Source organism: Bradyrhizobium ottawaense, from assembly GCF_002278135.3.
Lineage (GTDB): Bacteria > Pseudomonadota > Alphaproteobacteria > Rhizobiales > Xanthobacteraceae > Bradyrhizobium > Bradyrhizobium ottawaense.
Window position 1 is genome coordinate 2,675,743 of the sequence record NZ_CP029425.2, and the last position, 26,037, is coordinate 2,701,779.

Sequence of the window (26,037 nt, forward strand, 5' to 3'; positions counted from 1 at the left end):
GCCGATGGATATCGAGGAAACGGCAGTGAAGGCGCGGGCTTTCAGCTATTTTCGGGCTGCGACGATCGACCAGGCGCTGGATGCTCACGCACGCGCCGGGGACGATGCGCGTTTCATCGCCGGCGGCCAGAGCCTGGTGCCGGCGCTGTCGCTGCGGCTGCAGGCGCCGCGGCTGCTGATCGACATTACGCATATCGACGAACTGTGCGGCGTCAGGCGTGAAGGTGACAGCTTGCGCATCGGTGCGCTGACGCGCCACTGCGAAATGCTGAGCGAGCCGCTGATCGCCGAGTTCGCGCCGCTGCTGCACGCTGCGGCACCGTTCGTCGCCCATCCCGCGATCCGCAACCGCGGCACGCTCGGCGGCAGCGTCGCACTGGCCGACCCGGCCTCCGAATTTCCGGCGATGACCTTGGCGCTGGACGCCGAGATCGAGATCGCCGGGCCGTCATGCCGGCGGCGCGTCAAGGCCGACGACTTCTTCATCGACCTGTTCGAGACGGCGCTACAGCCCGGCGAGCTGATCACGGCAATCTACGTTCCGCTGTTCAGGGTCGATCAGCGCTTTGCGTTCGACGAGCTGGCGCGGCGGCGCGGGGATTACGCGCTGGTCGGTTGCGGCATCCTCGCGACCTGCACCGGGGAGCGCATTGACGACATCCGCATCTCCTTCTTCTCCGTCGGTAACACGCCGACACGGGTCAAAGGGGCGGAAACAATTTTGATCGGCGCGAGCCTGGATGCGGCACGCATCGCTGCCGCGCAAGGCGCGCTCGAAGGCGATCTCGCGCCGCCCGAGAGCGACGAGGTGCCGCCGGCGATGCGGTTGCATCTCGCCCGCGTGCTGCTTGGCCGCCTGCTCGGACGTCTCGGTGAGGGAGCATGAGCGGCTTCGACGACAGCCTGCTGAACGAGGTGGACGAGACGGTGCGGGTTCGCCTCATTGTCAACGGCCGCAAGGTCGCCTGCGAGGTCGCGCCGCGTGACACGCTGGTCGATTGTCTGCGCGACAGGCTCGAGCTGACGGGCACGCATGCCGGCTGCGAGATGGGCGCTTGCGGTGCCTGCCTGGTGCAGCTCGACGGCCGCGCCGTGCATTCCTGCCTGATGTTTGCGGTGCAGGCCGATGGCGGCAGGATCGACACGATCGAGGGGCTCAGCGAGAGCGGCCTGCTCGCCGATCTCCAGGCCGAATTCCACCGTCGCAATGCGCTGCAATGTGGCTTCTGCACCTCGGGCATGCTGATCAACGCTCACGAGCTGCTCTCGCAGAGTGCGCAGCCGAGCCGCGACGAGATCCGCGACGCGCTGTCGGGCAATTACTGCCGCTGCACCGGCTATGAAGCGATCGTCGATGCCATCGACGCGGTGGCCAAAGCGCGCAGCGCACGCGGAGGCGCAGCATGAGCGCGCCGCTGACCTCGCTCGATCGGCCCAACTCCTATATCGGCCGTTCCGTGCCGCGGCCGAACGCCAAGCGGCTGTTGGCCGGGCGGGGACGTTATGTCAGCGACCTCCGTCTGCCGCGTATGCTCTTCGCCGCGTTCCTGCGTAGCCCGCATGCGCATGCGAAGATCGTCGCGATCAAGACCGAGCAGGCGCGTGCAATCGAAGGCGTGCATCTCGTCGCCACCGGCGCCGATCTCGCCAGGATCTGCACGCCCTGGACTGGCACGCTCGATCATTTCAAGGGCATGACCTCCGCACCGCAATTGCCGCTGCCGCTCGATCGCGTGGTCTGGGCCGGACAGGCGGTGGTCGCCGTCGTTGCCGAGAGCCGGACGATCGCCGAAGATGCGCTGGAGCTGATCGAGGTCGACTACGAGGACCTTCCCGTCGTCGTCGACATCGACGGCGCACGCGAGGCCGGCGGGCCGGTGATTAATCCCGGCAGCGCCAACAACACCTGCTTCCGCAGCCAGCTCGACAACGGCGCCGTCGATGACGCCTTTGTGCATGCGGCCCATGTGGTGGAGGAGGAGTTCTCCTTCGGCCGCCATACCGCAGTGACGCTGGAGCCGCGTGCCATCGTTGCGGATTACGATCCGTCCGCGGGCACGCTCACCGTGCATCACGGCACGCAGACGCCGTACCAGTTCCAGGATCTCTACTCCCGCCACTACGGGATCCCGGAGGCGGGCGTCCGCGTCATCGCGACGGACATCGGCGGCTCCTTCGGGATGAAGCTGCATGTCTATCACGAGGACATGGCGGTGGTCGGTCTCTCGATCCTGCTCGGCCGTCCCGTGAAGTACGTTGCCGATCGCATGGAGTCCTTCGTCTCCGACATCCACGCGCGCGACCACCGCGTCCGCGCCCGCATGGCGCTCGATGCCAGGGGCGAGATCCTGGCGATGGACGTGCTGGATCTGACCGCGATCGGCGCGTTCTCGACCTATCCGCGCACCAGCGTGGTCGAGGGCAACCAGGTCATTCGCCTGATCGGCGCGCCCTATCGCTTCAAGAATTACCGCGCCACGCTGGAGGTGATCTTCCAGAACAAGGTGCAGACCAGCCAGTATCGCGCCGTCGGCCATCCCATCGCCTGCGCCGTCACGGAGCGGCTGGTCGATATGGCAGCAAGCAAGATCGGCCTCGATCCCTTCGCCATCCGTGCGCGGAACGTCATCCCCGATAATGCCTATCCGCAGACCTCACCTACCGGCTACCGCTTCGAGGCGCTGTCGCATCAGGCGTGCCTGAAGCGCCTGCACGAGATGATGGACTATGACGGCTTGCGTGCCGAGCAGGCGGATTTGCACAAGCGCGGCGTCTATCGCGGCATCGGCATCGCCGCCTTCGTCGAGATCACCAATCCCAGTCCGGCGTTCTATGGCGTCGGCGGTGCGCGCATCTCCTCGCAGGACGGCGCCACTCTCAGCCTGACGCCGTCTGGGGAGGTGCGCTGCCTGATCTCGGTCACCGAGCAGGGGCAGGGCACCGAGGCGATCATCAGCCAGATCGTGGCCGACCAGCTCGGCCTTGCCCAGGAGCACGTCAAGGTCATCACCGGGGATACCGAGGTGACGCCGCATGGCGGGGCGACCTGGGCCTGCCGCGGCGCCGGCATCGGCGGCGAGACCGCGCTGCAGGCGACGCGCGCGCTCAAGCGCAACATCCTGGAGATCGCCGCGCTGATCCTCCAGGAGCAACCGTCGGCGCTCGACATCGTCGATGGCGAAATCGTCGACGCAGGCACGCGGAACCAACGGATGCCGATCTCCGAGATCGCACGCATTGCCTATTTCCGTTCCGATACGCTGCCGCCGGGCACGCAGGCGCAGCTCACGGTGAGCCATCATTTCGCGCCGCAGGGCTATCCCTTTGCCTTCACCAACGGCATCCAGGGCTGCTCGCTGGAGGTCGATGTCGAGACCGGTTTCATCAAGCTCCTGAAGCATTTTATCGTCGAGGATTGCGGACGCGTCATCAATCCGATGCTGGTCGACGAACAGCTCCGCGGCGGCATCGTGCAGGGGCTGGGTGCTGCGCTGTTCGAGGAATGCCGCTACAGCGACACCGGTCAGCTCATGAACGGCTCGCTCGCCGATTACCTCGTGCCGATGCCGATGGAGATGCCCGATATCGTCATCGCCCACGTCGAGACGCCGACCGCCGACACCGAGCTCGGCGCCAAGGGGGTCGGCGAGGCCGGCACGGCGGCGGCGTCGGCTTGCGTGCTCAATGCGGTCAACGACGCGCTCGCGCCGTTTGGTGCCACGATCAATTCGATCCCGATCACGCCTGCCAAAGTCCTGAAAGCCCTGAAGCGTTTCTAGAAAAAAGACAATTGGAGGAAATCATGCCCAAATCCGGTTCGACGTCGAAGATAACTCGCCGTACCGCACTCGCCGGCCTCTCGGCCGGCGCGGCGCTACTTGCCATGCCCCGGCTCGGCCGCGCCGCGGACGAGACGATCCGCATCGGCTTTCCGACGCCGCTGACCGGCCCGTTCGCGGCGGAAGCGCGCGATCAGGTCAAATGCGCCGAGCTCGCGGTGAAGCTCGTCAACGACAAGGGCGGCATCGGCGGCCGCAAGGTCGAGCTGCTGGTGCGCGACGACAAGCTCAACGCCGGTGAGGCCGCGACGCGTACGCTCGAGCTGATCGAGAAGGACAAGGTTCATGCCGTGGTCGGCGCGCTCTCCAGCGCCGTGCAGCTCGCGGTCAACGAGGTTACCCGCGCCCGCGGCGTGATCTACGTCTCGATCAGCCAGTCGGACACCATCAACGAAGCCAAGGATTTCAGCAAATACACCTTCCATGAAGCGCTGAACCCACACATGACGACAGCCGCGGTGGCGCGGCAGACGCTGAAGAAGGGTATGAAAGTCGCCCATCTCGTCGCCGATTATGCGTATGGCCATGAGATGCTGCGCGGCTTCAAGCGCGCGCAGGCGGCGATCGGTGCGGACAATGTCGGCGAGATCCTGCATCCGTTCGGTGCTGCCGACTATTCGACCTTCATGCCGCGCCTGATGTCGATGCGGCCGGACGTGCTCTGCATCTCCAATTTCGGCCGCGACCAGGCCAATGCGATCAAGCAGGCCGTGGATTTCGGCGTCAAGCAGCAGATGAAGATCGTCGTCCCCGTCATCCTGCACAACCAGCGCCTCGCGGTCGGCCCCGACGTGTTCGAGGGCGTCGTCGGCGGCGCCAACTACTATTGGGGCCTGGAGACGCAGAGCAAGTCGGCGGCCGCCTTCAATGCCGCGTTCAAGGCTGCCAATGGCGGCGCGATCCCGACCGACTACGGCGCCTATGGCTATTCCGGCGTCGGATCGTTGCTGGCTGCGATGCAGGCCGCCGGCGGCACCGACACCGATAAGGTGGTCGATGCGCTGGAGAAGCTGCAATATGATCTGACCAAGGGGCCGCAGCATTACCGCAAATGCGACCATCAGTCGGTTCAGTCGGTGCTGGTGCTGGAGTCCAAGAAGAAGTCCGCCATGGCGGGCGACAACGATCTGTTCGCCATTCTCGCCAACGACACCGGCTCGGACGACATGCTGCGCAGCTGCAGCGAGCTCGGCCACGCCACCTGAAGCCTGTGACGATGGACCTGTCGCTGATCATCATGCAGCTTCTCTCCGGGATCGCCCTTGGGGCGGTCCTGGTGATCACTGCGCTTGGACTGACGATCGTGTTCGGCATGCTCGGGGTGGTCAATTTCGCCCATGGCGCGCTGTTCATGATCGGGGCCTATGCCGGGCTGTATCTGGCCTCGCTCACCGGAAGCTTCTGGTGGGGGCTGCTGCTCGCGCCCATCCTGATCGGCGCCTTCGGCATGCTGATCGAGTTCGTGCTGATCCGCAGGCTGTATGGACGCTCGATCGACGATCCGCTGCTGCTCACCTTCGGCCTCAGCTACGTCCTGGTCGAGGGCGTGCGCATCGTGTTCGGCAGCGACGGCATTCCGTTTCCGACCCCGCCCCAGCTGATCGGCGTGCTCGATCTCGGCATCGGCTTCTTCCCGCGCTACCGCCTGTTCGTCATCGCGCTGGTGGCGGTGGTGCTGCTGGCGCTCTGGCTGGCGCTGGAGAAGACCCGTGTCGGCCTGATCGTGCGCGCAGGTGCGCGCGATCCCACCATCATGCAGGTGCTCGGCGTCGACATCGGCCGGGTGTGGCTCGCGATCTTCGGTCTCGGTGTCGGTCTCGCCGCGCTGGGTGGCGTGCTCGCCGGGCCCATGCGCAGCGTCAATCCGGAGATGGGCTCGCTGGTACTGGCCGAAGCCTTTGTCGTCACGGTGATTGGCGGTCTCGGCTCGATCGTCGGCGCGGTCGTGGCCGGCCTCATGGTCGGCATTTCCATCAGCCTGGTGGCGCTGTTCGCGCCTGAAATGGCGACCATCGTCATGTTCGCGCTGATGGCGGTGGTGCTGCTGATCCGCCCGCAAGGCCTGTTCGGCGTGAGAGGGAGGACGGCGTGACGCACCCTTCGAGCGGCGAGGCTCTCGCCAAGCCTGCGCCGAGCGGGCTCGGCCGGCTTCTCGACCACCGCGTGCTGCTCTCCATCGCCGTGCTGGCGATATTGCCCTGGCTGCTGCCGTCCAAGGCGCTGGCCGTCAACGTCCTGATCTACGGCGTCGTGGTGATGGGCTACAATCTGCTGTTCGGCTACACCGGGCTGTTGTCGTTCGGGCAGGCCGCGTTCTTCGGGGCGGGTGCATACTTTACCGGCATTGCGATCGGCCGCTATGGCGTGCCGTGGTTTGCCGCGGTCGCGCTCGCCGTGGGTCTCAGCACCTGCCTGGCGGCCCTGATCGGCATTGTCTCGACGCGCACCCGCGGCATCTATTTCTCCATGGTGACGCTCGCTTTGGCGCAGCTCGTCTACTACGTCGCGCTCCAGGCGTCCTCCTTCACCGGCGGCGAGAACGGCCTGCGCGGCTTCACCGTCGACCGCATCAGCCTGTTCGGCCTCCAGGTCAATTTCCTCGATCCCATCAACAAATATTACGTGCTGATGGCCTTCGCGGCGCTGGCGATGTGGTTCCAGTCGCGCATCCTGAACTCGCCGTTCGGGGCCGTCATCGAGGCGATCCGCGAGAACGAGCAGCGCGCGCGGGCCTGCGGCTACGACGTCGAGCGCAGCAAGCTGGTCGTGTTCATGCTGTCGGGCGCGATCTCCTCGCTCGGCGGTTGCATGCTGGCGCTGCATCTGTCGATCGTGCCGCTCGACATCCTGCACTACCAGACCTCGGGTATGATCGTGATGATGGTGCTGCTCGGCGGTGCCCGCAGCTTTTTCGGACCCTTCGTCGGCGCGGCGAGCTTCCTGATCCTGGAGGATGTCATCTCGCTCTGGACGCCGCATTGGCAGATCTTCGTCGGCGCAATCTTCGTGCTGTTCGTGCTGTTCCTGCCCAAGGGCATCTGGGGCACGCTGCTGGATGCCCTTCGCATCGGAAAGGCGCGGCGATGAGCGGCGAACTGCTTCGCGCCGAGGGAATCGGCAAGCGCTTCGGCGGCTTTGTCGCGCTCGAGGATATTACCTTGTCCTTTGCGGCGGGGCAGCTCACCTCGATCATCGGGCCGAACGGTGCCGGCAAGAGCACGTTCTTCAACATCCTCTCAGGTGCACTGACGCCGACCTCCGGCAAGCTCCATTTCCGGGGGCGTGAGCTGAACGGCCTGCCGCAGCACCGCTTCGTGCACCAGGGCATTTCACGGTCCTACCAGATCACCAACATCTTTCCGGACCTGTCGGTGCACGAAAACGTCCGCGTCGCCGCCCAGGCGCTGACCGTGAGCTATGACATCTGGCGGAATCGCGCGCGGCTGACCGAATTGCATGCGCGTGCCGATGCGGCACTCGACGCGGTGGGGCTTCTCGGCAGGCGAAGCGAATTTGCAAAGTTCCTCTCGCACGGCCAGCAGCGCGCGCTGGAGATCGCGATCGCGCTGGTCTCCGAGCCCGAGTTGCTGCTGCTCGACGAGCCGACCGCCGGCATGGGTCCCGAAGAGACCAAGGACATGGTCGCGCTGCTGGAACGGCTCGCCGACAAGCGCACGGTACTGCTGGTGGAGCACAAGATGAAGATGGTGCTGGGCCTGTCCAAGCGCGTCGTGGTGCTGCACCACGGCCGCCTGCTCGCGGACGGCGCGCCGGACGAGATCAGGAGCAATCCGGAAGTCCGCCGGGTCTATCTCGGACAGAGTGAAGGTTATGGCTGAGACAGCGCTGCTCGAAATCGAAGATCTCCACGCCTGGTATGGCGCGAGCCACATCCTCCACGGCATTTCGCTGCACGTGAAGGAGGGCGAGGTGGTTGCCCTCGTCGGTCGCAACGGCGCCGGCAAGACCACGACCTTGCGAACCATGATGGGCCTGATGCCGAAGGCGACCGGCCGCGTGCGCTTTGCTGGCATGGAGCTCCTGCCGTTGCGCGCCCATCAGCGCTTCCACCTTGGCCTCGCTTACGTGCCCGAGGAGCGGCGCATCGTTCCCGGGCTGTCGGTGCGCGAGAACCTCCGGCTCGGTCTCGTCGCGGCCGGCAGCGGCATCGAGGAGCGGGCCGCGATCGACGAAATCGCCGCGACCTTTCCGCGCCTGAAGGAGCGCCTCGAGCAGGAGGGCGTGACGCTCTCCGGTGGAGAGCAGCAGATGCTGGCGATCGCGCGCGCACTGATCGGCAAGCCCAAGATGATCCTGCTCGATGAACCCTCGGAGGGCATCATGCCCGTCCTCGTCGAGGAGATGGGCGTGCTGTTCCGCCGCCTGCGTGACGAGGGCAAGACGCTGCTGTTGGTCGAGCAGAACGTCGAATGGGCGCTGCGGCTGGCCGACCGCGCCGTGATCATCGACCAGGGCGAGGTCGTGCACGAGAGCAGCGCTGCGGCGCTGCTCGCGGACAAGGACATCCAGGAACGCTACTGCGCGGTCTGACGTTTAGCCCGCTAGGCCACGACCTTGGCGCCGTCGAGGCGCTGGCGTTCGTTCGCGAGATAGTCGCCGATCGCATCGGCTGACATGGGTCTTGCGAAATAATAGCCCTGGATGAAGTCGCAGCCGAGCCGGCGCAGGGTGTCGAGCTGGGCGCGGGTCTCGACGCCCTCGACGACGCAGGCGATCTCCATGTCGTCGCAGAGGCCCGTCAAAGACTTGATGATCTTGTGACTGACCGGGTTCTCGTTGATGTCGGCGACGAAGCTGCGGTCGACCTTGATCTTGTCGAGCGGCAGCCGGTGCACGTGGCTCAACGAGGAATAGCCGGTGCCGAAATCGTCCAGCGAGATGCCGCAGCCCATCGCCTTCAGCGTCGAGATGGACTGCTGCGCGCGCACGAAATCGAAGGTGACGGCGGTCTCGGTGATCTCGAAGTCGATCCGACGCGGCGACAGGCCGCTCTTCTCGATGATGGAGATCAGCGGCAGGATGCCTTCGGCGGCACAGACGTCGTGAGCGGACAGGTTGAACGACAGGCGGATGTCGTCGGGCCAGGTCTTGGCCGTCGCGAGCGCCCGCGCCACAGCGTCTGCGTCAGTGGGCGGATCAGGCCGATGCGCTCGGCCGCCGGAATGAAGTCGGCGGGGGAAACCCAGCCGAGACGGGGGCTGTGCCAGCGCGCCAGCGTCTCGAAACCCGCAGCGTGCTCGCTCATGGCATCGACGATCGGCTGGAACACCAGCTCCATCTCGGCGCCAAAATCGGAGGTGCGCAGCAAATTCTCGATCACGCCGCGGCTGCGGATCTCGGCCTCGAGCTCGCCCGAGAAGATCACGGTGCGTCCGCGCAGTTGGCGCTTGGCATGATAGAGCGAATAGTCGGCGCATTCATAGAGAGCTTCCGATGTCGTCGCGGAGTCCGGAAACAGCGCAAATCCGATCGAGCAGGACAGGCCGGTGTGGGCGGTGTCGAGCTGGTAAGGCAGCTTGACCTGCCCGCCGATACGTTCGCCGAGCCGTGCCAGATCGGCATCGTCGGGATCGCCGCAGACGACGAGGCCAAACTCGTCGCCGCCGAGCCGGGCGAATTCCACGCGTTGCGGGCCGAAGCCCTCGCAGACCTCGCGGATGCGGCGGCCCGCCTCGATCAGGACGCGGTCGCCGACGCTGTGGCCGTAATTGTCGTTGATCGGCTTGAAGCCGTCGAGGTCGATGATGCCGACCGCGACGCGAACGTTTCTGCGCTCGGCGTCGGCAAAGGCGCTCGACAGTTCGGCGAAGAAGCGGCGGCGGTTCGGCAGCTCGGTGAGGGAATCGAGATTGGCGAGGCGGAAGTTCTCGTCCGAGAGTGCCTGGGTCGCCGCCTGCTGTGCCAGCAGCGACTTGCGGCTGGCGACGAGATCGGCGAAGTCCCGGTAGTAGATGGTCAGCACCGTCACCATCGCGCCGGTGACCAGCAAATTGTTGACGGCCATCGCCTCCAGCGTCGGCTCGCCCGTGGCGAAGTAGAACACGACGTAGGGCACGTCGACGACGAGAGTCACGATCAGCGCGGCCGAACGCAGATGCATCAGCGAGAAAATGCAGCCGATCACGGTCACCGCCATGTAGAAGGCCACCTGGCTCTTGGCAAAGGGATCGCCATAGGGATAGAGGGCGAACGACCAGACGGTGAAGCCCGCCGCGATCGGTGCCGCGATCCAGTTGGTGAGACGCAGATTGCGCAGGATGTCGGCGTCGCTGCGGACGACGTGGCGCTGCCGCAGCCACCAGAAGGTCCGATAGCCCGCCACCGCGATCAATACGCCGGGCACGATCATGCTGAGTGAGGCCGGCGCCAGCGGCACATAGGTATATGCGACCGCGATCGTGTTGGTGATCAGGATGAAGTAGAGCAGCGGGATCTGCTTGGAGAAGGCGTCGAACTGCGCGCGCGTCAGCTCGGGATTGTCGGCCGGCACGCGAAACAGCCGCATTGCGGCGGCGAAGTAAGACTTCAAATCGGCAACAGGCATTGAAATACGAGCCCCGGATCCTGAAAACGCCGGCGATCTTGCATAGCGTGGGTAAAGGGCCCGTTAGATCGGGTCCTGCGCGAAAGACCAGCGCAGGTTGCGCGCTACCGCTGCATTTCCGGAAGCGTGCAATGGTGAGGCTGTGTTAACGATACGGGGCTGCGGCAGCAGGCGTATCGCGGCGAAGTCCTGCAAAAACCGCCGTTACGCTCTGCTAACCATGCGCTTCGCCGCAACGTCTTGCCTCGAAGGATGGACACGGAGAGACCCTCCCAAATGCGATTGCGCTGCCCAGCGGGGGAGCCAAGGTCCTGGCGGAGAAGGGCTACCACTATCAGTACCTGTTCGTGCGCAACGCCAAGCACGTCGATCGGTCGACGATCGCACAGACGCTGCCGTCGGCGCTCGAGTGGATCTGGAAGGGCTATCCATCCCCTGAGCGAGGAGCAGCCCAAAGCGCGATGAGATTAGGTCTTTGGTTTATTGTTTGAGCATGATCTTCTCGGAAAACCGCTGCACACTTTTCCGGATCATGCTCTAGCGTCCGATCGTGACCCCTGCGGTCGAGCGCATCGCATCCCGGAGGCTCCGCGCGTTCATGTCGTCGAGGACTTCTCGCGTCAGCACGGTGGTCTGCCCGGGCGTGTTGAGGAGGGTCTCGCCGCGCGATGAGGAGAGCCGGTCGGCCTTGTAGGGCGCGGCGGGATCGGTGGCGGGCGTGTGGTGAGGCCGTTTGCCGGACGCCGCAAAGGCTCCTTGCGAGACGCAGAGGGCGGCGATCACGATCAGTCGCAACAGCTTCGCAGGCATGTGATCTCCCATGTCCGGGAAACCTCAGCCTAGCACGGCGTGACGACGCTTGCAGCGGAAAGGATCAGGCCAGAGCGGCCTGGCGTTCCCGCACCGGTTCGCGAACCCGGTCGAGCTTCCCTGGCTCGGCGAGCCGGGTGAAGCTGCGATGGCTCGCCTGCGCGGGGGCCTCGACGATGACGCCTTCGCAGACGATCTGTCCGCCGAGCATCTTGAATTCCAGCTTGTCGTAGCGCGGCATCGTCTCGCCGGGCGCAGGCGGCAGCAGCCCAACGCTGCCCTGGATGTTCAGCGTGGCTTCGCCGGTGCCGTGAAGGCGGGGATTCCACATCCTGATTCCGGTTTCCGCCCAGCGCTGCCGGATCAGCGCGGTGCGATCGGCAGGTTCCGTGGCCTTCGCGCGAAGTTTCGGCGCACTGCGAATCTCTTCACGTGGAGCCGCGAGAGCCGGAGCCGGCTCATCATGCGTGACCACGAGGGCGTCGGCGGAAGAGTCCTCCGCGGCGACAGGGGCAGGATCGCTTGCGACCGGCTCGGTTGCCACCGCAGTGCCGGAGGCGGAATCGCTGTCGATCTTGTCTTCAGCGACAGGCTCCGCCGGGACGTCGCGATCGGCAAGCGTGACATGGGTATCGTCTAGAACAGGCTCGACATCCACGACGGCAACGGTGGAGGGATCGTCGGCAACGACGAGCGCGGGGGCGTCAACCGAAGCGACATCAACCGGAGCGACATCAACCGAAGCGACCTGGAGATTGGACGAGGTCTCCTCGGCCACATCAGGCTCAACGCCTGCCGCGAACTCGGGAGGTGGATCGCTGCTGATGACGGGCTCGGCCGCTTTGGCCGGCTCGTCCTCGACGTCGATGGCCCCGACCGCTTCAATGGCGTCGGACTCGGGCTTCGTCGAAAGCTCCACAGGCGGATCATTGGCGATGACGGGTTCAGGAACATCGACTGGTTTGGGACCGTCGACCGTCTCGCCGGCGGCCTCGTCCGCGACCAAAACCTCTGCGACCAAGACCGGCTCGAATTCTGTCGGAGCCTGCTGCAGGGAATCGTCGCTGCCGGCGACATCGGCCGCTGCTTCCGCGATGACAGGGTGGGCGCTGCCGTTCTCGGCGACCGCGGCGTCGCTGCGCAGCGGATCAGTGCCGATGCCGGTGTCGAGAGCCGGAAGAGCTTCAGCGTTGTCGGCAACGATGACAGGCTGTTCGGCGACCACCGCCGCACCGTCGATGCTGCCGCCATGCGGCAAGGGCCGAAGCCGGGTGAACGCCCATTTCACCGCGGGGATGCGGCGCAGCAACGATATCAGTCTCGAAAGCACTGGGAGTTGTCCAAGAGGTACTCGGCGTGAGGCAATCGCTGATTCGCCAGCAATGTGAAAAACTGCCCCGGCCGTCACACCCCTGTCAATGTAGACGGGACCAATTGCAGAACATCCACGCATCCCGCGCGCGGGCGGCTGCATGATGTGTCAGGCATCATCGAGAAAGTGCGGTTGTCATCAGGCCGCCGTGCACCGGCTGCCAATGTGATCGCTTCCACAGAGCTGCGGCGCCGATCACGGATACGCTTCCTTCGAAAGCGAAGGAGAGAAGACGTGATCAGCAAGATATATCCGGCTGCGGTCCTCGCCGCATTGATCTGCGCACCTGCCTTGGCAAATGATCTCACGCCAAAGATCGCCGCTCATTTGATCCCGCCGAATGCGGAAATCCACATTTCCTGGACCAGCCCCGCATCCGACCCGCAGGGCCGCTCGATCGAGGTGGCCTGCGGCGAGGTCACGGTCCGCAATCCCAGAGGCTTCGACACCATGACGTTCGCCTATGTCATCGGCGACGACAAGCTTTGGCTGGCCAGGGAAATCGGATGGATGAAGGAACCGGAGCCACAGGGGATCCGCAGCGTGATGAGATATTGCCCCGGCCGTTGATCGACGCCGGTCGGCCTGCGGGAGGGGACGGTGATCCCCTCCGGGATTTTTCGATCTTCGGCTACTTGCCGGCGCCGGCGCTGCCGCCGCCCGCGCTGCCTCCGGCCTGGCTGCCCATGTTATTCGTGTTGGTGCCGCCCGCCGATGGCTGCTGCGCGCCCTTGCTGTCGCTGGCCTCGTTCTGCATGTTCGACGACTTGCCGGTCGTCATTCCCTTGGTCGCGGGGCCGCGCGAGGAGGGGCCGACGTCGCCCTGACCGGAGGCGCCTGGAGCGGGTTGTGTCTGCGCGAAGGCACCACCAGCCGCGAGCGCCATGATGCACGCCGATGCCAAGATGATCTTTTTCATGGGATTCTCCTTGACGTTACATCCCCATACAATCCGCCCGCGCCAACGCCGTTCCTGCCGATTTGACGCCACCGCTTCAACTCTCTGCGGCCGAATGTCGGGGTTCCCGTCGCCATCGCCAGAGGTTATTCAGGATCGTCATTGTTTGTTGGGGGACGACGCATGAGGAAGATTGTCACCATCGGAGCGGTTATGCTCTGGTCCACCATCGCGTTCGCGCAGGAGCGCACCATCACCGTGGCCTCGACCACCTCGACGGAACAGTCGGGCCTGTTCGGCCATCTGCTGCCGTTGTTCGAGAAGGCCGAGGGCATCAGCGTGAGGGTTGTTGCCGTCGGCACCGGCCAGGCGCTGGATATCGGGCGGCGCGGCGATGCCGACGTGGTGTTCGTCCACGACCGGGCTGCCGAGGACAAGTTCATGTCCGAAGGGCAGGGCGTGAAGCGCTTCGACGTCATGTACAACGACTTCGTTGTCGTCGGGCCCAAGAGCGATCCCGCAAAGATCGCCGGAGGCAAGGATGTCACCGATGCGCTGCGCAAGGTCGCGGCAGCGAAGGCACAGTTCATCTCGCGCGGCGACAAGTCCGGCACGCACGCGGCCGAGCTCCGGCTGTGGAAGGAGGCGGGCGTCGACATCAGTGCCGGCAAGGACAGCTGGTATCGTGAGATCGGCCAGGGCATGGGCCCGGCGCTGAACATGGCGTCGTCGTCGAACGCTTATGTTCTGTCGGACCGCGGCACCTGGCTGTCCTTCAAGAATCGCGGCGAGCTCGCCATCCTGACCGAGGGCGACAAGCGGCTGTTCAACCAGTACGGCGTCATGCTGGTCGATCCGGCAAAGCATGCGAACGTGAAGGCGAAGGATGGGCAAGCCTTCATCGACTGGCTGGTCTCGCCGAAGGGGCAGCAGGCGATCGCCGGCTACAAGGTGGGCGGTGAGCAGCTATTTTTCCCCAACGCGTCCCACTAGCAGGAAGGCGACGGTCGACACCGCGACGCTGAGCGCGAGCAGGATCAGTCCGAGTCCGAGTGCCAGCGGCAGGTCGCCCTTGCTGGTCTCCAGCGCGATCGCGGTCGTCATCGTGCGCGTGAAGCCGCGGATGTTGCCGCCGACGATGATGATGGCGCCGACCTCGGCGATGGCGCGCCCGAAGGCGGCGAGAAAGGCCGTCAGCAGCGAGGTCCGGCCGAGCGCGAACAGCAGCGCCATGCAGCGGAAGACCGACAGCCCGTCGATCCGTGCGAGGTCGCCATATTCCGCCCACAGCAGGCTCGCAGGCCGGTGCACCAGCGCCACCACGATCGGGGTGGCGAGCAGCGTCTGCGCGATCACCATGGCGGCCGGCGTGAACAACAGTCCGGCCACCCCGAGCGGGCCGGACCGCGAGAGCAGAAGATAGAGCGCGAGCCCGACCACGACCGGCGGAAGGCCGAGCAGCGCGTTGGTCAGCACGATGATCACCTGCCGCCCGCGGAAACGCGTGATCGCGAGCAAGGCCCCGATCGGCGCGCCGATCAGCAGGGCAAGGATGCTCGCGGTCAGGCTGACGCGCACCGACAATGCGACGATGCCGAGCAGCTCGGCGTCGGCTTCGCCGATCAGCGAGAGCGCCGCGCCAATGGATCGTGCGAAGTCGTTCATCCGGCCTGACGCTGTTGCGCCGGCAGCAGATCGAGCACCAGTTCGGAGGGACGGCAGAGCCTGACGCCCTTCGGCGTCACGACAATCGGCCTGTTGATCAGGATCGGATGCGCCATCATCGTATCGAGCAGCTGATCGTCGGTCAGCGCGGGGTTGGCGAGCCCGAGCTCCGCATAGGGGGCAGCCTTCTCGCGGACTGCCTCGCGCACCGAAATTCCCATGCGTGCGATGAGCTGCTGCAGCAGGGCTCGCGATGGCGGTGTCTTCAGATACTCGACCACATGCGGCTCGATGCCGGCGTTCCGGATCGTCGCCAGCGTCGTGCGCGACGTGCCGCATTCGGGATTGTGGTAGATGATCACGTCCATTCGAAAGTCCCCGGGGCTCTGCAGCGGTTCGGCCGCTCTCATGGACCCCCGCGTATTCTCACCGTGGCGAGCCGGCAACAGGCCTCCTGCCGACTAGATCACGATTCACTGCGGAATTTCCAGAAGGATCGGCGTGGCTGGCCCGAACCGGAAGCGGCGAACCGCTCCCGACCCTGTCGGAAGCGGTTCATCGAGCGAGGTATCCGGGATCGGCTCGGCCGCCCGCGGTTGCAGCCTCAGCGTTTGACGGTGGCCGACGCCGAAATCCTGGGGGCAGCGTCGATGCTCTGCTGCCAATAGCGTTCGATCTGGTCGATCAAGGCAGGCGGCAGCGGGACGTAGTTGAGCGTCTGGGCCTCGGACTTTCCGTTTTCCAGCGACCAGCGGACGAAATCGATGGCGGCTGCCGATCGTTCCGGTGATTTCGGCGCCTTCGGCATCAGCACGAAGGTCGTCGCTGTGATCGGGTAGGCGTCGTCACCGGGCGCGTTGGTGAGCACGAGATGGAAATCCTTTTCCGCCTTCCAGTCCGCGCTTGATGCGGCCGCCTGGAAAGATGCGGCGTCGGGCACGACGTAATTGCCGGCGCTGTTCTGCACGATTCCGAAGGAAATCCGGTCGAGACGTTGCAGCGCGTAAGTGTATTCGAGATAGCCGATCGCGCCGGGAATGAGACCGACGAGCGAGGCGACACCATCATTGCCCCGGCCGCCGAGGCCAAGCGGCCACTCGACGGAGGTGCCTTCGCCCACGCTGGCTTTCCACTGCGGGCTGACCTTCGCGAGGTAGTTCGACCAGTTGAACGTCGTGCCGGAGCCGTCGATGCGATGGACCACCGTGATCGCAGCGTTCGGCAATCTGACGTCGGGGTTGATCTCGGCGATCGCGGGATCGTTCCAGGATTTGAGCCTGCCGAGATAGATGTCGGCGAGCACTTGCCCGGTAAAGCGGATCTGGCCGGGCTTGACGCCGTCGATATTGACCACGGGAACGACGCCTCCGATCACGATCGGGAATTGCATCAGGCCGAGCCTGTCCAACTCCCTGGGGTCGAGCGGCATGTCGCTGGCGCCGAAATCGACGGCTTCTTTCTTGATCAGGCCGAGGCCGATGCCGGAGCCGACGGCTTGATAGCTGACGACGTTTCCGGTCTTGGCCTTGTACGCGTCGGTCCATCTCGCCATCACGGGGGAAACGAAGGTTGAGCCGGCGCCTTTGGTTTCGGCTGCCATGCCTTGTGTGGCGACGAGCAGAGCGGTGAGGATGATTGATAGCCCGATGTGGTTCTTCATTTGCGCGACGCTAACAGGTGGGGCACGAAGCCGATGTGTTCGATCTCACAATTGCGTCGCGAGGCATTCGCGGCGGCCATTGCGCGCCGACTACACCACGCCGTCAGCTCCGCCGCGTCGTCCGATTGAGGGAGATCGCTGGCCCGGCCGGGCAGGGACGCAATTTGAGGCAAATTGCGCGCCAGGCGGCCAAATCGTGCCCTTTCGCGACCGGCAGCGGCTTTATTCCCGCCATGGATGCTTTAAGGAAGGGGCAGGATCAGGGTCGCAGGCGCCCGCCGGCGGTGCTAGAGCCTGATGCAGGAACAATGGGCCGGCCGGGATTGGCTCGCCCGCAAGGATGAAGGATACGAGGCAATGATCCAGACGGTTGGCATCATCGGGGCAGGCACCATGGGGAATGGTATCGCGCAGGTCTGCGCGGCGGCCGGGCTCTCGGTCGTGATGGTCGACATTTCCGATGCGGCGGTGAACCGCGGGCTGTCGACCGTCGGCGGCAGCCTCGAGCGTCTGGTGAAGAAGGAGAAGATGTCGGCGGCCGATCGCGAGGCGGCGCTCAAGCGCATCACCGGCACCACCGACCGGGCGAAGCTTGCCGATTGCGATCTCGTCATCGAGGCAGCAACCGAGAACGAGGAGCTCAAGGTCAAGATCCTGAAGGATCTCTGCGCGACGTTGTCGCCGCGCACGCTGCTTGCGACCAACACCTCGTCGATCTCGATCACGAAGCTCGCTGCGGCGACCGATCGTCCCGACCGCTTCATCGGCATGCACTTCTTCAACCCGGTGCCGGTGATGGCGCTGCTGGAGCTGATCCGCGGCCTGCAGACCTCCGACGACACCCACGCCAAGGCCCTCGATTTCGCCAAGCGCGTCGGCAAGGTGGCGATCACCGCCAAGAACAGCCCGGGCTTTGCCGTCAATCGCATCCTGTGCCCGATGATCAACGAGGCGATCTTCGCGCTCCAGGAGGGGATCGCGACGGCGGAAGAGATCGACGCCGGCATGAAGCTCGGTTGCAACCATCCGATCGGGCCGCTGGCTCTGGCCGATCTCGTCGGGCTCGACACCATGCTTTCGGTGATGGAGGTCTTTTACAAGGGCTTCAACGATCCTAAATACAGGCCGGCGCCGCTGCTCAAAGAGATGGTCGATGCAGGCCATCTCGGCCGCAAGACCGGGCAGGGCTTCTACATCTATAGCGCCTGATCCTCGCAATTTGCGCTGCGACAAAGACGGACGTCGCGAATTGCGCCAGCATGGATGCGGGCGTTCCCTTCTCCCCTTGTGGGAGAAGGTGGCGCGAAGCGCCGGATGAGGGGTTGTTGCCGTAGACTCACTCGCTGAGGAGCACGCGGAGGCAGACCCCTCACCCGTCTCGCCGCTGTGCGGCGAGCCACCCTCTCCCACAGGGGGAGAGGGAAAGACGAAACGGACGAAGCAAAGATGTCGGATCGACTGAAGGCCGAGCGCGAGGCGGCGGCCGCGCGGCGGAACCTGTTGACCCAGGATGCGATCGAGCGCACCGGGATTACCGAAGAGATGATCGGGGAACTCGTCACCCGCTTCTATGGGCGCGTGCGCGAAGATGCACGGCTGGGGCCGGTGTTCGGGATCGTGCAGAATTGGGACGAACATCTCGCCAAGCTCAGGGATTTCTGGTCCTCGGTCGTGCTGATGAGCGGCCGCTATCACGGCTCGCCGATGCGGGCGCATTTGCCGCTGAGCCTGGTGGGCGATCATTTCGACCGCTGGCTCGATCTGTTCGAGCAGACCGCGCGCGAGGTCTGCCCGCCGCCGGCGGCTGCACTCTTCATCGACAAGGCGCGCCGCATCGCCGACAGTTTTGAGATGGCATCGGCCACCGTCGCCGGTTCTATCGCCGCGCCGCGCCACGTGCTCAGGTCCTGACGACGACCCGGCTGCCTGCAAAACATGCAGGGGGCGTCGCGCTGCGTTTGCGCAGCGCGACGAATAGCGCGCCGCACCAATACCAACATCATCGGTCTGATCTGCAAAATCATCATGCCGCTCGCGCGGCGCGACGTTGAAATTGTGAAAACGCGCTTGAATGCGTTCATCGTCGCTCAATCAACGCGAGCAAAGCCATATTGATGCACTGCGGTGCCAATTCTTCGCCTTGTTTTCGGCAGAGTTCCAGCGCCTGCTTGTGGACATGTCCCGCGCATCCCTGACCGCCAATTCCACATCGTCCGAAAACTCCGGGGAGCCCGAAGCCGACGCTTGCGCCGACCAAACGCGGCGCACGGTCCTGCTCGGTGCGCTCGCCACCACCGCTTGCCTCGGTTGTTCCGGGCACGCGCGCGCAGATGAGGATCCGCCCGGCTCCGACGAACGGCCCCAGAAAGGCGATGTGCTCGTCTTCTCCGAAGGCGACAAGGAGGGAAAGCTGATCACCGCGGCCGACCTGCCGGCCGGCGGACCGCCGGTGCATGCCTGGCCGAAGGATCCCAAGACATCGGTGGTGCGCAGCGCCTCCCGGCTCAACGAGATCCTGATCATCAAGCTCGATCCCGCCGAGCTCGACGAGAAGACGGCCGCGCGTGCCGTCGACGGCATCATCGCCTATTCGGCGATCTGCTCGCATGCCGGTTGTCCCGTGACCGCCTGGGTGAAGAGCGATGTCGGCGACAAGGAGGTGTTCAAGTGCATGTGTCACAACTCCGAATACGATCCTCGTGCGGGCGCACAGGTCGTGTTCGGCCCGGCGCCGCGACGGCTCGCGGCGCTGCCGGTGGCGCTCGCTGACGGCTCGCTCAGCGTCGCCGGAAATTTCATCGGAAAGGTAGGTGGCGCGCAGCCAGGATGATGAACGGTGCGGGCCCGCGCCCGCGTCACGAGAGGCCGTATCCGCCGTTGGGCGGACGGCGGGACGAACGACAAGAATTCAACACAAGAATTCAAACGGATGAAAAGGGGAACGTCCATGACCAGGAAGCAATGGTACCTGTCCGGCTTCGTCGCCTTCACCTGCCTCGCCTCGACCGCCGCCGTGTCAGGTCCGATCGAGAATTACGCGCCGGTCACAGCGCAGCGGCTGGAAAATCCAGAGCCAAGCAACTGGATGCTCTATCGGCGCACCTATGACGGGCACGGCTATAGCCCGCTCGATCAGATCAACACCTCCAACGTGAAGAACCTCACGCCGGTCTGGACCTTTGCCACCGGCGTCGTCGAAGGTCACGAGGCGCCGCCGATCGTCAACAACGGCGTGATGTTCGTGGCGACCCCGATGGGGCAGGTGATCGCGCTCAACGCCAAGACCGGCGACGAATACTGGCGCTACAAGCGGCAGCTCCCCGACGATCTGTTCCAGCTGCACCCGACCAGCCGCGGCGTCGGCCTCTGGGAGGACAAGCTCTACCTCGCCACCACGGACGACCATGTCGTCGCGCTCGATGCCAAGACCGGCAAGGTGGTGTGGGACACCAAGGTGCAGGACTACAAGAAGGGCCAGTACATGACCCTGATGCCGCTGATCGTCGACGGCAAGGTCATTGTCGGCGGCTCCGGCGGCGAGTTCGGCGTGCGCGGCTATATCGCGGCCTATGATGCCAAGGACGGCAAGGAGCTGTGGCGGACCTTCACCATTCCGGGCGAAGGCGAGCCGGGCCATGACACCTGGCAGGGCGACGACTGGAAGAACGGCGGCGGCTCGGCCTGGATGACCGGCAATTACGACAAGGAGACCAAGACGATCTATTGGGGCGTCGGCAACGCCGCGCCATGGCCCGGCGAGACCCATCCCGGCGACAATCTCTACACCTCCTCGGTACTTGCGCTGGATCCGAGCACCGGCAAGATCAAGACCTATCACCAGTACCACCAGAACGATTCCTGGGACTGGGACGAGGTCGATGCGCCGATGCTGATCGACCTGCAGCGCGATGGCCGCAACATCAAGAGCCTGGTCCATCCGGGCCGCGACGCGATCTTCTGGGTGCTCGAGCGCACGCCGACCAAGATCAACTATGTCGCCGGCTGGCCGTTCGTCTCGACCGACGTCTGGAAGGGCATCGAGCCCGAGAGCGGCAAGCCGATCGTCGACCCCGCGCACAAGCCGGTGATCGGCAAGCGCGTCGAGTTCTGTCCGTCGCTGTGGGGCGGCAAGGACTGGCCGTCGGCGGCCTACAGCCAGAAGACCGGCCTCGTCTACGTGCCCGCCAACGAGAACTTCTGCGGCGGGTTCACCGGCGAGAAAGTCGCGCTCAAGCCGGGCGAGCTCTGGCTCGGCACCAAGCCGGAAGACATCGGCCTGAAGACGAAGCCGGGCGCGGATCATTTCGGCGAGCTGCAGGCCTGGGATCCCACCACGGGCAAGAAGGTGTGGCAACACAACTTCCCGAAGTCGCAGCTGTTCGGCTCGGTGACGGCGACCGCGGGCGATCTCATCTTCGTCGGCGGCACCAATGACCGCAACTTCCGAGCCTTCAACGCCAAGACCGGCGAGCTCCTGTGGGAGCAGAAGACCAACTCCGGCATCATGGGCATGCCGGTGTCCTATGAGATCGACGGCACCCAATACATCGCGATCCAGTCGGGATGGGGCGTCGACGCGCAACGCATCCAGGACGCGCTGGTGACCAACAACATCGGCATCGAAGCCAATGTGCCGCAAGGCGGCGTGATCTGGGTGTTCGCGCTGAAGAAGTAGCTCCGCGGCGGATCGAAAGAAGCGGAGCAGCAGGGGGGTGGCGAATGCGGCGGACGGCAACGTCCGCCGCATTTTTGCGTGTATGATGACGCGCCCTTGCCGCACACGATCGTCATGCCCCGGCTTGTCCCGGGCATCCACGTTCTCTGTGCCGCGGTAAAGGTCGTGGATGGCCGGGACAAGCCCGGCCCTGACGGTGTGGCACGTCAGTATGCAACACCTCAGAGCAGCACTACTTCCCCAAACGCTCCACCTTGTCCTTTTCCTTCTGGTTCATCTCGCGAACCTTGGGATCCGGGTTGTGTTGTCCGGTGGTCTGGGTGGTCGAGGGAGGCGGGGCGTTGGCGTTGGGCAGCGAGTTCTGGTCCGGCGTGGTGGGGCGCGTCGCGGTAGCCGGTGGCGTCGTGTTGCTCTGGGCGAATGCGCCGGAGGCGGTCACAAGAAAGGCGCCCGACAGCAACGAGACTGCGAGCGCCTTTGAGATATTTGTCATCGATCTGCTCCTGTCAGATCGATGGAAACGGCGCGAGACCGCTTGTGTTCCGTCTCACGCCTCCAATTGCTTGCCGATCGGAAGCGAGCGGATGCGTTTTCCGGTCGCCGCGAAGATCGCATTGATCAGCGCCGGTGCGAATGGCGGAACACCGGGCTCGCCGACGCCGCTCGGCGGCGTGTCGGGTCCGGGCGGCACGATGTAGACGTTGGTCACCACGGGAGATTCATCCATCCTGACGACCTGGAAGTCGTCAAAGTTCTTCTGCTGCACCTTGCCATCCTTGAAGGTGATCTCGCCGTATTTGGCGAGGCTCAGCCCCATGATCGCCGCGCCTTCGATCTGCGAGGCGATGCGCTCGGGGTTGACATAGGTGCCGCAATCGATCGCCGTGTCGACCCGTGGCACCGTCAGCTTGCCCTTGTCGTCGACGGCGACCTCGACGATGGTCGCGATGTAGCTGACGAAGCTGCGGTGCACTGCGATGCCAAGGCCATGGCCCTTCGGTACCTTGCGTCCCCACTCACCCTTCTCGGCGACCAGTTCGACCACCTTGCGCAGGCGCGCGGTGTCGATCGGGTAGCTCTCCTGGGGCTCGCCGTAGTTCCAGAGGTCTTTCACCTCCGGTTTGACGATGCGCGGGCTTCCGATCAGCGCGAGCAGCGTCTCCTTCTGGTCGCGGCCGGTCGCTTGCGCGATCTCGCCGACCATTGATTGCACCGCGAAGGCGCGCGGGATGTTCGAGACCGAGCGGAACCAGCCGATGCGGGTAAACGCCGCGGCTTCCGGGTTCTCGCACGAGATGTTGGCGATCTCGAACGGCATGTCGACGAGGCCCATGCCGATCTCGAACGGGGCCTGGTGCACGGTCCCGGCAGCGAACGTCGAGGCGATGCTGGGGGCCACGCTGCGATGGCGCCAGGCAACAACCTTGCCGCTCTTGTCGAGGCCGGCCTCGATCCGCTCGACCGAGACGGTATGCAGGAAGCCGTTATGGATGTCGTCCTCGCGCGTCCACTGCACCTTCACCGGTGCGCCGAGCTCTTTCGAGAGCAGCGCGGCCTCGAGCGCAAAGTCGCATTTCGACTTGCGCCCGAATCCGCCGCCGAGCAGCGTGACGTTGACCGTGACGTTGGCCTCGGGAATGCCGAGCGTCTTGGCGACGTCCTCGCGGGTGCCGCCGGGGCTCTGCACCGGCGCCCAGATCTCCGCCTTGTCGCCCTTGACGTCGGCGACCGCCACCGGCGGCTCCATGGCGACATGGGCGAGATGCGGGACGTAGTACTCGCCGACGATCACCTTGTCGGCGCCCTTCAGGGCAGCGTCCGCATCGCCCTCCTTGCGCAGGACGAGGCCGGGCTTGCGCGAGGCCTCCTCGAGCTCCTTGCGGTAGGCGACGGAGTCGTATTTGCCATTGGCGCCGTCGTCCCAGACCAGCTTCAGCGCGTCGCGGCCCTTGATCGCCGCGCCGGTGTTGCGGGCGATCACCGCGACGCCGCCGAGCGGCTGGAATTTGGACGGCCACGGCCAGCCTTGAACCTTCAGCACCTTCTCGACGCCGGCGACCTTCAGCGCCGCATCGGGATCGAACGAGACCAGCTTGCCGCCGGTTACCGGCGGGCGGGCGATCACGGCATATTTCATGCCCGGCAGCCGCACATCGGCGCCGTAAATCGCCTTGCCGGTGGTGATGTCGTGGAGATCGACGATGCCGACCTGGCCCTTGCCGAGATACCGGAAATCCCGGGGATCCTTCAGCTTGAGGCCTTCGATGGCAGGCACCGATTCCTTGGCGGCGTCGGCGGCGAGCTCGCCGAAACCGAGCTTGCGGCCGCTGGTGCTGTGGACGACCTCGTGATTGACGGCCTTGACCTCGGTCGCCGGCACGCCCCAGCGCTTCGCCGCGGCCTGCTCCAGCATGGTGCGGGCGGAGGCGCCGATCTGGCGCATCGGGATCAGGTAATGCCGCGTGCTGCGCGAGCCGTCGGTGTCCTGGTTGCCGAACTTGACCTCGTCGCCATGGGCCTGCTGCACCTTGACCCTGGACCAGTCGGCCTCCATCTCCTCGGCCACGATCAGCGGCAGGGAGGTGCGGACGCCGGTGCCCATTTCCGAACGGTGACCCACGATGGTCACGATGCCGTCGGGCGCGACCGAAACGAACACGCGCGGATCCACCACGACGCCGTGTGGCATCTTTCCGGCGCCGGTCTCGTAGGCCAATGCCCGGCGCGACATCACGGGTGCGGCGAGCACGAAGCCGCCGGTGATGCCGAGCCCTTTCAGGATGCTGCGGCGCGAGACCTTCTCGATCTTGATGTTCTTTTCGAAGCCACGGAGCTTGCCGGGATTGTCGATGAAATTCATGTCACACCCCCGTCGATGCGAGATGGACCGCGTTCTCGATGCGCTGGTAGCAGCCGCAGCGGCAGATGTTGCCCGACATCGACTGGCGGATCTGGTCGTGCGACGGCTTTGGATTGTCCATCAGAAGCGCCGCGGCCTGCATGATCTGACCGGCCTGGCAGAAGCCGCATTGGGGCACGTTGACCTGGCGCCACGCCTTCTGCACCGGGTGATCACCGGTCGGGTGCAGGCCCTCGATTGTGGTGACCTCTCGTCCGGCGACGTCGTTGACCGACGTGATACAGGCGCGCACGGCTTGCTTGTCGACGATGACGGTGCAGGCGCCGCACAGGGCCTGGCCGCAGCCGTACTTGCTGCCGGTCAGCCCGGCTTCGTCACGCAGGAACCAGAGTAGCGGGAGATCCGGGTCGCCGTCCCAGCTCTGTTCCTGGCCGTTGATCTTCACCTTGATCATGATCGTCCCTCGCTCTTCATAAGCATGCCAAATTCAAAACTCGTCGACGCCGGTCGGCGCCGGTTCGTGCCTAGTCGCGCCACAGCCCGCCGTCGTCCCGCGCGGGCAAATCCCGGAGGGAGGCAGGAACGCCGATGGCGATGTCTGGATGTGCTCGATACCTCCCGTTTTTGTTCTTAATTGATTGAACGTTGTGCGGCATCGTGACGACGCGATCGTAGCAGAGGTCGCGCCGGCCCGGCGTTCACAGCCGGGTGTTCTCACCGGGAAAAGATTGCATCGACGGTTTGTCAAAAGCAGGGCGCGTCATCGCGCCGCGTGGACCGGGCGTTCGCAAACAGGGGTTGCGATGAAAAAAAGCTTCGTTCGCCAGAAAGACTGCGCGGACGAAGCAAGGTGCCTCAGTCGAGGGAGGGAGAAACGCAGGGGCCGGGAACTTCAAGACGGAAGTTGGCGGCGCTGCGCAGTCATTCAGAGACCAGGACTGAGGGAGCCAGTCACGCTCGCATACGCGTAGCTTGCAGGGACGGCGGCATCGCCGCGACTGTCCCGGAGCCGGGCCCGTCCGGCTCGCTGGCACTGATCGAGGCCAGCGAGCGGATAGGGCTGGTGAACGTCCGACCGCCTTGCTCAGGCGGCCTTGTTAGGCGGCCTTGCTCAGGCCGCTTTGGCTTTGGCGACGTGGGTCGCGATCGCGTCCATCAGCGCCGGTGACAGGCAATCATAGGGCTCGAGCCCGATTTCCTTCAGCCGCGAACGGATGCCCGCCATCTGCTCCGGCTTCACGCCCGCTTCGATCACCGAGGAGACGAAGGCGGCGAATTGCGGCGCCTGCGAGCCCTGCTCCTGGAACAGCTCGGGATGAATGAAGTCGAGACCGTAGAACGGGTGGCCCTTGTTCTCGATGCGGCCGTACATGTGGGTGCCGCACGCCTTGCAGGCGTAGCGCTGGATCACTGCGGAGGGATCGACGATCTGGAGCTTGTCACCGTTCTCGAGCACGGTGACGTTCTGGCGCGGCACCACGGCGACGACGGAGAACGTCGCGCCCTGCGGCTTCCAGCATTTGGTGCAGCCGCAGGCGTGATTGTGGGCGACGTCGCCCTTGATGCCGACCTTGACCTGATGGTCCTTGCATTTGCAGGCCAGCGTGCCGCCGGCAAAGCTGCCGCTGCCCTGTTTGAGGCCGTTGTCGATCGATGGATGGAGTGCAACAGTCATGGGTCGATCCTCCTTGGG

At 65.0% G+C, this 26,037-nt stretch carries 24 protein-coding genes and 1 pseudogene; 14 read left to right on the top strand and 11 right to left on the bottom strand.

All coding sequences use genetic code 11. The features are described 5' to 3' along the window. The first annotated feature begins 25 nt into the window (after nt 1-25). From CIT37_RS12615 to CIT37_RS12650, 8 genes are read left to right on the top strand one after another with little or no spacing between them, the layout of a single operon-like run. Nucleotides 26-886, top strand: coding sequence for an FAD binding domain-containing protein (locus CIT37_RS12615; protein WP_095427041.1), 861 nt, complete (start codon nt 26-28; stop codon nt 884-886). After that, nucleotides 883-1,407 (top strand): (2Fe-2S)-binding protein, encoded by a 525-nt coding sequence (locus tag CIT37_RS12620; protein ID WP_095427014.1) that lies wholly within the window; start codon nt 883-885, stop codon nt 1,405-1,407. Before CIT37_RS12615 ends, CIT37_RS12620 begins: the two co-directional genes overlap by 4 nt. Further along, complete coding sequence (locus tag CIT37_RS12625; protein WP_095427015.1) at nt 1,404-3,779, top strand: xanthine dehydrogenase family protein molybdopterin-binding subunit; 2,376 nt, start codon at nt 1,404-1,406, stop codon at nt 3,777-3,779. The genes CIT37_RS12620 and CIT37_RS12625 overlap by 4 nt, the downstream gene beginning before the upstream one ends. Before the next feature lie 23 nt (nt 3,780-3,802). Next, nucleotides 3,803-5,044: an ABC transporter substrate-binding protein gene (locus tag CIT37_RS12630; RefSeq protein WP_038973422.1), complete on the top strand. Its 1,242-nt coding sequence runs from the start codon at nt 3,803-3,805 to the stop codon at nt 5,042-5,044. Nucleotides 5,045-5,055: 11 nt separating this feature from the next. Further along, nucleotides 5,056-5,931 (top strand): branched-chain amino acid ABC transporter permease, encoded by an 876-nt coding sequence (locus CIT37_RS12635; RefSeq protein WP_161966383.1) that lies wholly within the window; start codon nt 5,056-5,058, stop codon nt 5,929-5,931. Beyond that, nucleotides 5,928-6,926, top strand: coding sequence for a branched-chain amino acid ABC transporter permease (locus tag CIT37_RS12640; protein WP_038949238.1), 999 nt, complete (start codon nt 5,928-5,930; stop codon nt 6,924-6,926). The genes CIT37_RS12635 and CIT37_RS12640 overlap by 4 nt, the downstream gene beginning before the upstream one ends. Further along, on the top strand, nt 6,923-7,678 hold the full coding sequence (locus CIT37_RS12645; protein WP_095427017.1) for an ABC transporter ATP-binding protein: 756 nt from the start codon (nt 6,923-6,925) through the stop codon (nt 7,676-7,678). The genes CIT37_RS12640 and CIT37_RS12645 overlap by 4 nt, the downstream gene beginning before the upstream one ends. Then, nucleotides 7,671-8,390, top strand: coding sequence for an ABC transporter ATP-binding protein (locus CIT37_RS12650; protein WP_049801795.1), 720 nt, complete (start codon nt 7,671-7,673; stop codon nt 8,388-8,390). Before CIT37_RS12645 ends, CIT37_RS12650 begins: the two co-directional genes overlap by 8 nt. Before the next feature lie 11 nt (nt 8,391-8,401). On the opposite strand, the pseudogene CIT37_RS12655 reads toward CIT37_RS12650, so the two are convergent. The 3 genes and pseudogenes from CIT37_RS12655 to CIT37_RS12670 form a co-directional block, all read right to left on the bottom strand. After that, nucleotides 8,402-10,404: pseudogene (locus CIT37_RS12655) on the bottom strand (putative bifunctional diguanylate cyclase/phosphodiesterase). A gap of 537 nt (nt 10,405-10,941) precedes the next feature. Further along, nucleotides 10,942-11,214 carry a TonB-dependent receptor plug domain-containing protein gene (locus CIT37_RS12665; protein ID WP_028142721.1) on the bottom strand — a complete coding sequence of 91 codons (273 nt, stop codon included), beginning with the start codon at nt 11,212-11,214 and terminating at the stop codon, nt 10,942-10,944. A 64-nt stretch (nt 11,215-11,278) separates the two neighbouring features. Next, nucleotides 11,279-12,523 carry a hypothetical protein gene (locus CIT37_RS12670; protein ID WP_028142720.1) on the bottom strand — a complete coding sequence of 415 codons (1,245 nt, stop codon included), beginning with the start codon at nt 12,521-12,523 and terminating at the stop codon, nt 11,279-11,281. Nucleotides 12,524-12,691: 168 nt separating this feature from the next. Between CIT37_RS12670 and CIT37_RS12675 the strand changes: the two genes are divergently transcribed. After that, the gene (locus CIT37_RS12675; RefSeq protein WP_152036331.1) at nt 12,692-13,156 is read left to right on the top strand and encodes a hypothetical protein; all 465 of its coding nucleotides are present in this window, start codon (nt 12,692-12,694) and stop codon (nt 13,154-13,156) included. A 61-nt stretch (nt 13,157-13,217) separates the two neighbouring features. Here CIT37_RS12675 and CIT37_RS12680 read toward each other — a convergent pair whose 3' ends face one another. Further along, complete coding sequence (locus CIT37_RS12680; protein ID WP_028142718.1) at nt 13,218-13,505, bottom strand: hypothetical protein; 288 nt, start codon at nt 13,503-13,505, stop codon at nt 13,218-13,220. A 162-nt stretch (nt 13,506-13,667) separates the two neighbouring features. Between CIT37_RS12680 and CIT37_RS12685 the strand changes: the two genes are divergently transcribed. Continuing rightward, on the top strand, nt 13,668-14,477 hold the full coding sequence (locus tag CIT37_RS12685; protein ID WP_028142717.1) for an ABC transporter substrate-binding protein: 810 nt from the start codon (nt 13,668-13,670) through the stop codon (nt 14,475-14,477). On the opposite strand, the gene CIT37_RS12690 is transcribed toward CIT37_RS12685, so the two are convergent. The 3 genes from CIT37_RS12690 to pstS all read right to left on the bottom strand — a co-directional run bounded on the left by CIT37_RS12690 (nt 14,451) and on the right by pstS (nt 16,809). After that, on the bottom strand, nt 14,451-15,149 hold the full coding sequence (locus CIT37_RS12690; protein ID WP_028142716.1) for an ABC transporter permease: 699 nt from the start codon (nt 15,147-15,149) through the stop codon (nt 14,451-14,453). The two genes, CIT37_RS12685 and CIT37_RS12690, sit on opposite strands and share 27 nt — an antisense overlap. Continuing rightward, nucleotides 15,146-15,517: an arsenate reductase (glutaredoxin) gene (gene arsC / locus CIT37_RS12695; RefSeq protein WP_049801793.1), complete on the bottom strand. Its 372-nt coding sequence runs from the start codon at nt 15,515-15,517 to the stop codon at nt 15,146-15,148. Before arsC ends, CIT37_RS12690 begins: the two co-directional genes overlap by 4 nt. Before the next feature lie 236 nt (nt 15,518-15,753). Continuing rightward, nucleotides 15,754-16,809 (bottom strand): phosphate ABC transporter substrate-binding protein PstS, encoded by a 1,056-nt coding sequence (pstS, locus tag CIT37_RS12700; protein ID WP_038973414.1) that lies wholly within the window; start codon nt 16,807-16,809, stop codon nt 15,754-15,756. Nucleotides 16,810-17,166: 357 nt separating this feature from the next. On the opposite strand from pstS, the gene CIT37_RS12705 reads away from it, so the two are divergent. The 4 genes from CIT37_RS12705 to CIT37_RS12720 all read left to right on the top strand — a co-directional run bounded on the left by CIT37_RS12705 (nt 17,167) and on the right by CIT37_RS12720 (nt 21,484). Continuing rightward, nucleotides 17,167-18,018: a 3-hydroxybutyryl-CoA dehydrogenase gene (locus CIT37_RS12705; protein ID WP_095427042.1), complete on the top strand. Its 852-nt coding sequence runs from the start codon at nt 17,167-17,169 to the stop codon at nt 18,016-18,018. A gap of 237 nt (nt 18,019-18,255) precedes the next feature. After that, a complete protein-coding gene (locus tag CIT37_RS12710) occupies nt 18,256-18,720 on the top strand; it encodes a group III truncated hemoglobin (protein ID WP_038973413.1) in 465 nt (154 codons plus the stop codon). 265 nt (nt 18,721-18,985) lie between these two features. Then, nucleotides 18,986-19,639: a QcrA and Rieske domain-containing protein gene (locus tag CIT37_RS12715; RefSeq protein ID WP_028142713.1), complete on the top strand. Its 654-nt coding sequence runs from the start codon at nt 18,986-18,988 to the stop codon at nt 19,637-19,639. 117 nt (nt 19,640-19,756) lie between these two features. Then, entirely contained in the window at nt 19,757-21,484 is a 1,728-nt protein-coding gene (locus CIT37_RS12720; RefSeq protein WP_028142712.1) for a methanol/ethanol family PQQ-dependent dehydrogenase, read from the top strand. Between the two features lie 232 nt (nt 21,485-21,716). Here CIT37_RS12720 and CIT37_RS12725 read toward each other — a convergent pair whose 3' ends face one another. The 4 genes from CIT37_RS12725 to gfa all read right to left on the bottom strand — a co-directional run bounded on the left by CIT37_RS12725 (nt 21,717) and on the right by gfa (nt 26,019). Beyond that, nucleotides 21,717-21,977 carry a hypothetical protein gene (locus tag CIT37_RS12725; RefSeq protein WP_028142711.1) on the bottom strand — a complete coding sequence of 87 codons (261 nt, stop codon included), beginning with the start codon at nt 21,975-21,977 and terminating at the stop codon, nt 21,717-21,719. A 54-nt stretch (nt 21,978-22,031) separates the two neighbouring features. Beyond that, on the bottom strand, nt 22,032-24,344 hold the full coding sequence (locus tag CIT37_RS12730; RefSeq protein WP_095427019.1) for a xanthine dehydrogenase family protein molybdopterin-binding subunit: 2,313 nt from the start codon (nt 24,342-24,344) through the stop codon (nt 22,032-22,034). A 1-nt stretch (nt 24,345) separates the two neighbouring features. Beyond that, complete coding sequence (locus CIT37_RS12735) at nt 24,346-24,798, bottom strand: (2Fe-2S)-binding protein (RefSeq protein ID WP_028142709.1); 453 nt, start codon at nt 24,796-24,798, stop codon at nt 24,346-24,348. Nucleotides 24,799-25,455: 657 nt separating this feature from the next. Beyond that, nucleotides 25,456-26,019 (bottom strand): S-(hydroxymethyl)glutathione synthase, encoded by a 564-nt coding sequence (gene gfa / locus CIT37_RS12740; protein ID WP_018320737.1) that lies wholly within the window; start codon nt 26,017-26,019, stop codon nt 25,456-25,458. Nucleotides 26,020-26,037 lie beyond the last annotated feature (18 nt).

What these genes read in the sequence shown, in the direction of transcription:
- CIT37_RS12635 (WP_161966383.1), top strand. Translation starts at nt 5,056, where the DNA reads ATGGACCTGTCGCTGATCATCATGCAGCTTCTCTCCGGGATCGCCCTT.
- CIT37_RS12625 (WP_095427015.1), top strand. Translation starts at nt 1,404, where the DNA reads ATGAGCGCGCCGCTGACCTCGCTCGATCGGCCCAACTCCTATATCGGC.
- CIT37_RS12665 (WP_028142721.1), bottom strand. Translation starts at nt 11,214, where the DNA reads ATGCCTGCGAAGCTGTTGCGACTGATCGTGATCGCCGCCCTCTGCGTC.
- pstS (WP_038973414.1), bottom strand. Translation starts at nt 16,809, where the DNA reads ATGAAGAACCACATCGGGCTATCAATCATCCTCACCGCTCTGCTCGTC.
- CIT37_RS12650 (WP_049801795.1), top strand. Translation starts at nt 7,671, where the DNA reads ATGGCTGAGACAGCGCTGCTCGAAATCGAAGATCTCCACGCCTGGTAT.
- CIT37_RS12690 (WP_028142716.1), bottom strand. Translation starts at nt 15,149, where the DNA reads ATGAACGACTTCGCACGATCCATTGGCGCGGCGCTCTCGCTGATCGGC.
- CIT37_RS12720 (WP_028142712.1), top strand. Translation starts at nt 19,757, where the DNA reads ATGACCAGGAAGCAATGGTACCTGTCCGGCTTCGTCGCCTTCACCTGC.
- arsC (WP_049801793.1), bottom strand. Translation starts at nt 15,517, where the DNA reads ATGGACGTGATCATCTACCACAATCCCGAATGCGGCACGTCGCGCACG.
- CIT37_RS12725 (WP_028142711.1), bottom strand. Translation starts at nt 21,977, where the DNA reads ATGACAAATATCTCAAAGGCGCTCGCAGTCTCGTTGCTGTCGGGCGCC.
- CIT37_RS12710 (WP_038973413.1), top strand. Translation starts at nt 18,256, where the DNA reads ATGTCGGATCGACTGAAGGCCGAGCGCGAGGCGGCGGCCGCGCGGCGG.
- CIT37_RS12730 (WP_095427019.1), bottom strand. Translation starts at nt 24,344, where the DNA reads ATGAATTTCATCGACAATCCCGGCAAGCTCCGTGGCTTCGAAAAGAAC.
- gfa (WP_018320737.1), bottom strand. Translation starts at nt 26,019, where the DNA reads ATGACTGTTGCACTCCATCCATCGATCGACAACGGCCTCAAACAGGGC.
- CIT37_RS12705 (WP_095427042.1), top strand. Translation starts at nt 17,167, where the DNA reads ATGATCCAGACGGTTGGCATCATCGGGGCAGGCACCATGGGGAATGGT.
- CIT37_RS12680 (WP_028142718.1), bottom strand. Translation starts at nt 13,505, where the DNA reads ATGAAAAAGATCATCTTGGCATCGGCGTGCATCATGGCGCTCGCGGCT.
- CIT37_RS12685 (WP_028142717.1), top strand. Translation starts at nt 13,668, where the DNA reads ATGAGGAAGATTGTCACCATCGGAGCGGTTATGCTCTGGTCCACCATC.
- CIT37_RS12630 (WP_038973422.1), top strand. Translation starts at nt 3,803, where the DNA reads ATGCCCAAATCCGGTTCGACGTCGAAGATAACTCGCCGTACCGCACTC.
- CIT37_RS12620 (WP_095427014.1), top strand. Translation starts at nt 883, where the DNA reads ATGAGCGGCTTCGACGACAGCCTGCTGAACGAGGTGGACGAGACGGTG.
- CIT37_RS12645 (WP_095427017.1), top strand. Translation starts at nt 6,923, where the DNA reads ATGAGCGGCGAACTGCTTCGCGCCGAGGGAATCGGCAAGCGCTTCGGC.
- CIT37_RS12715 (WP_028142713.1), top strand. Translation starts at nt 18,986, where the DNA reads ATGTCCCGCGCATCCCTGACCGCCAATTCCACATCGTCCGAAAACTCC.
- CIT37_RS12735 (WP_028142709.1), bottom strand. Translation starts at nt 24,798, where the DNA reads ATGATCAAGGTGAAGATCAACGGCCAGGAACAGAGCTGGGACGGCGAC.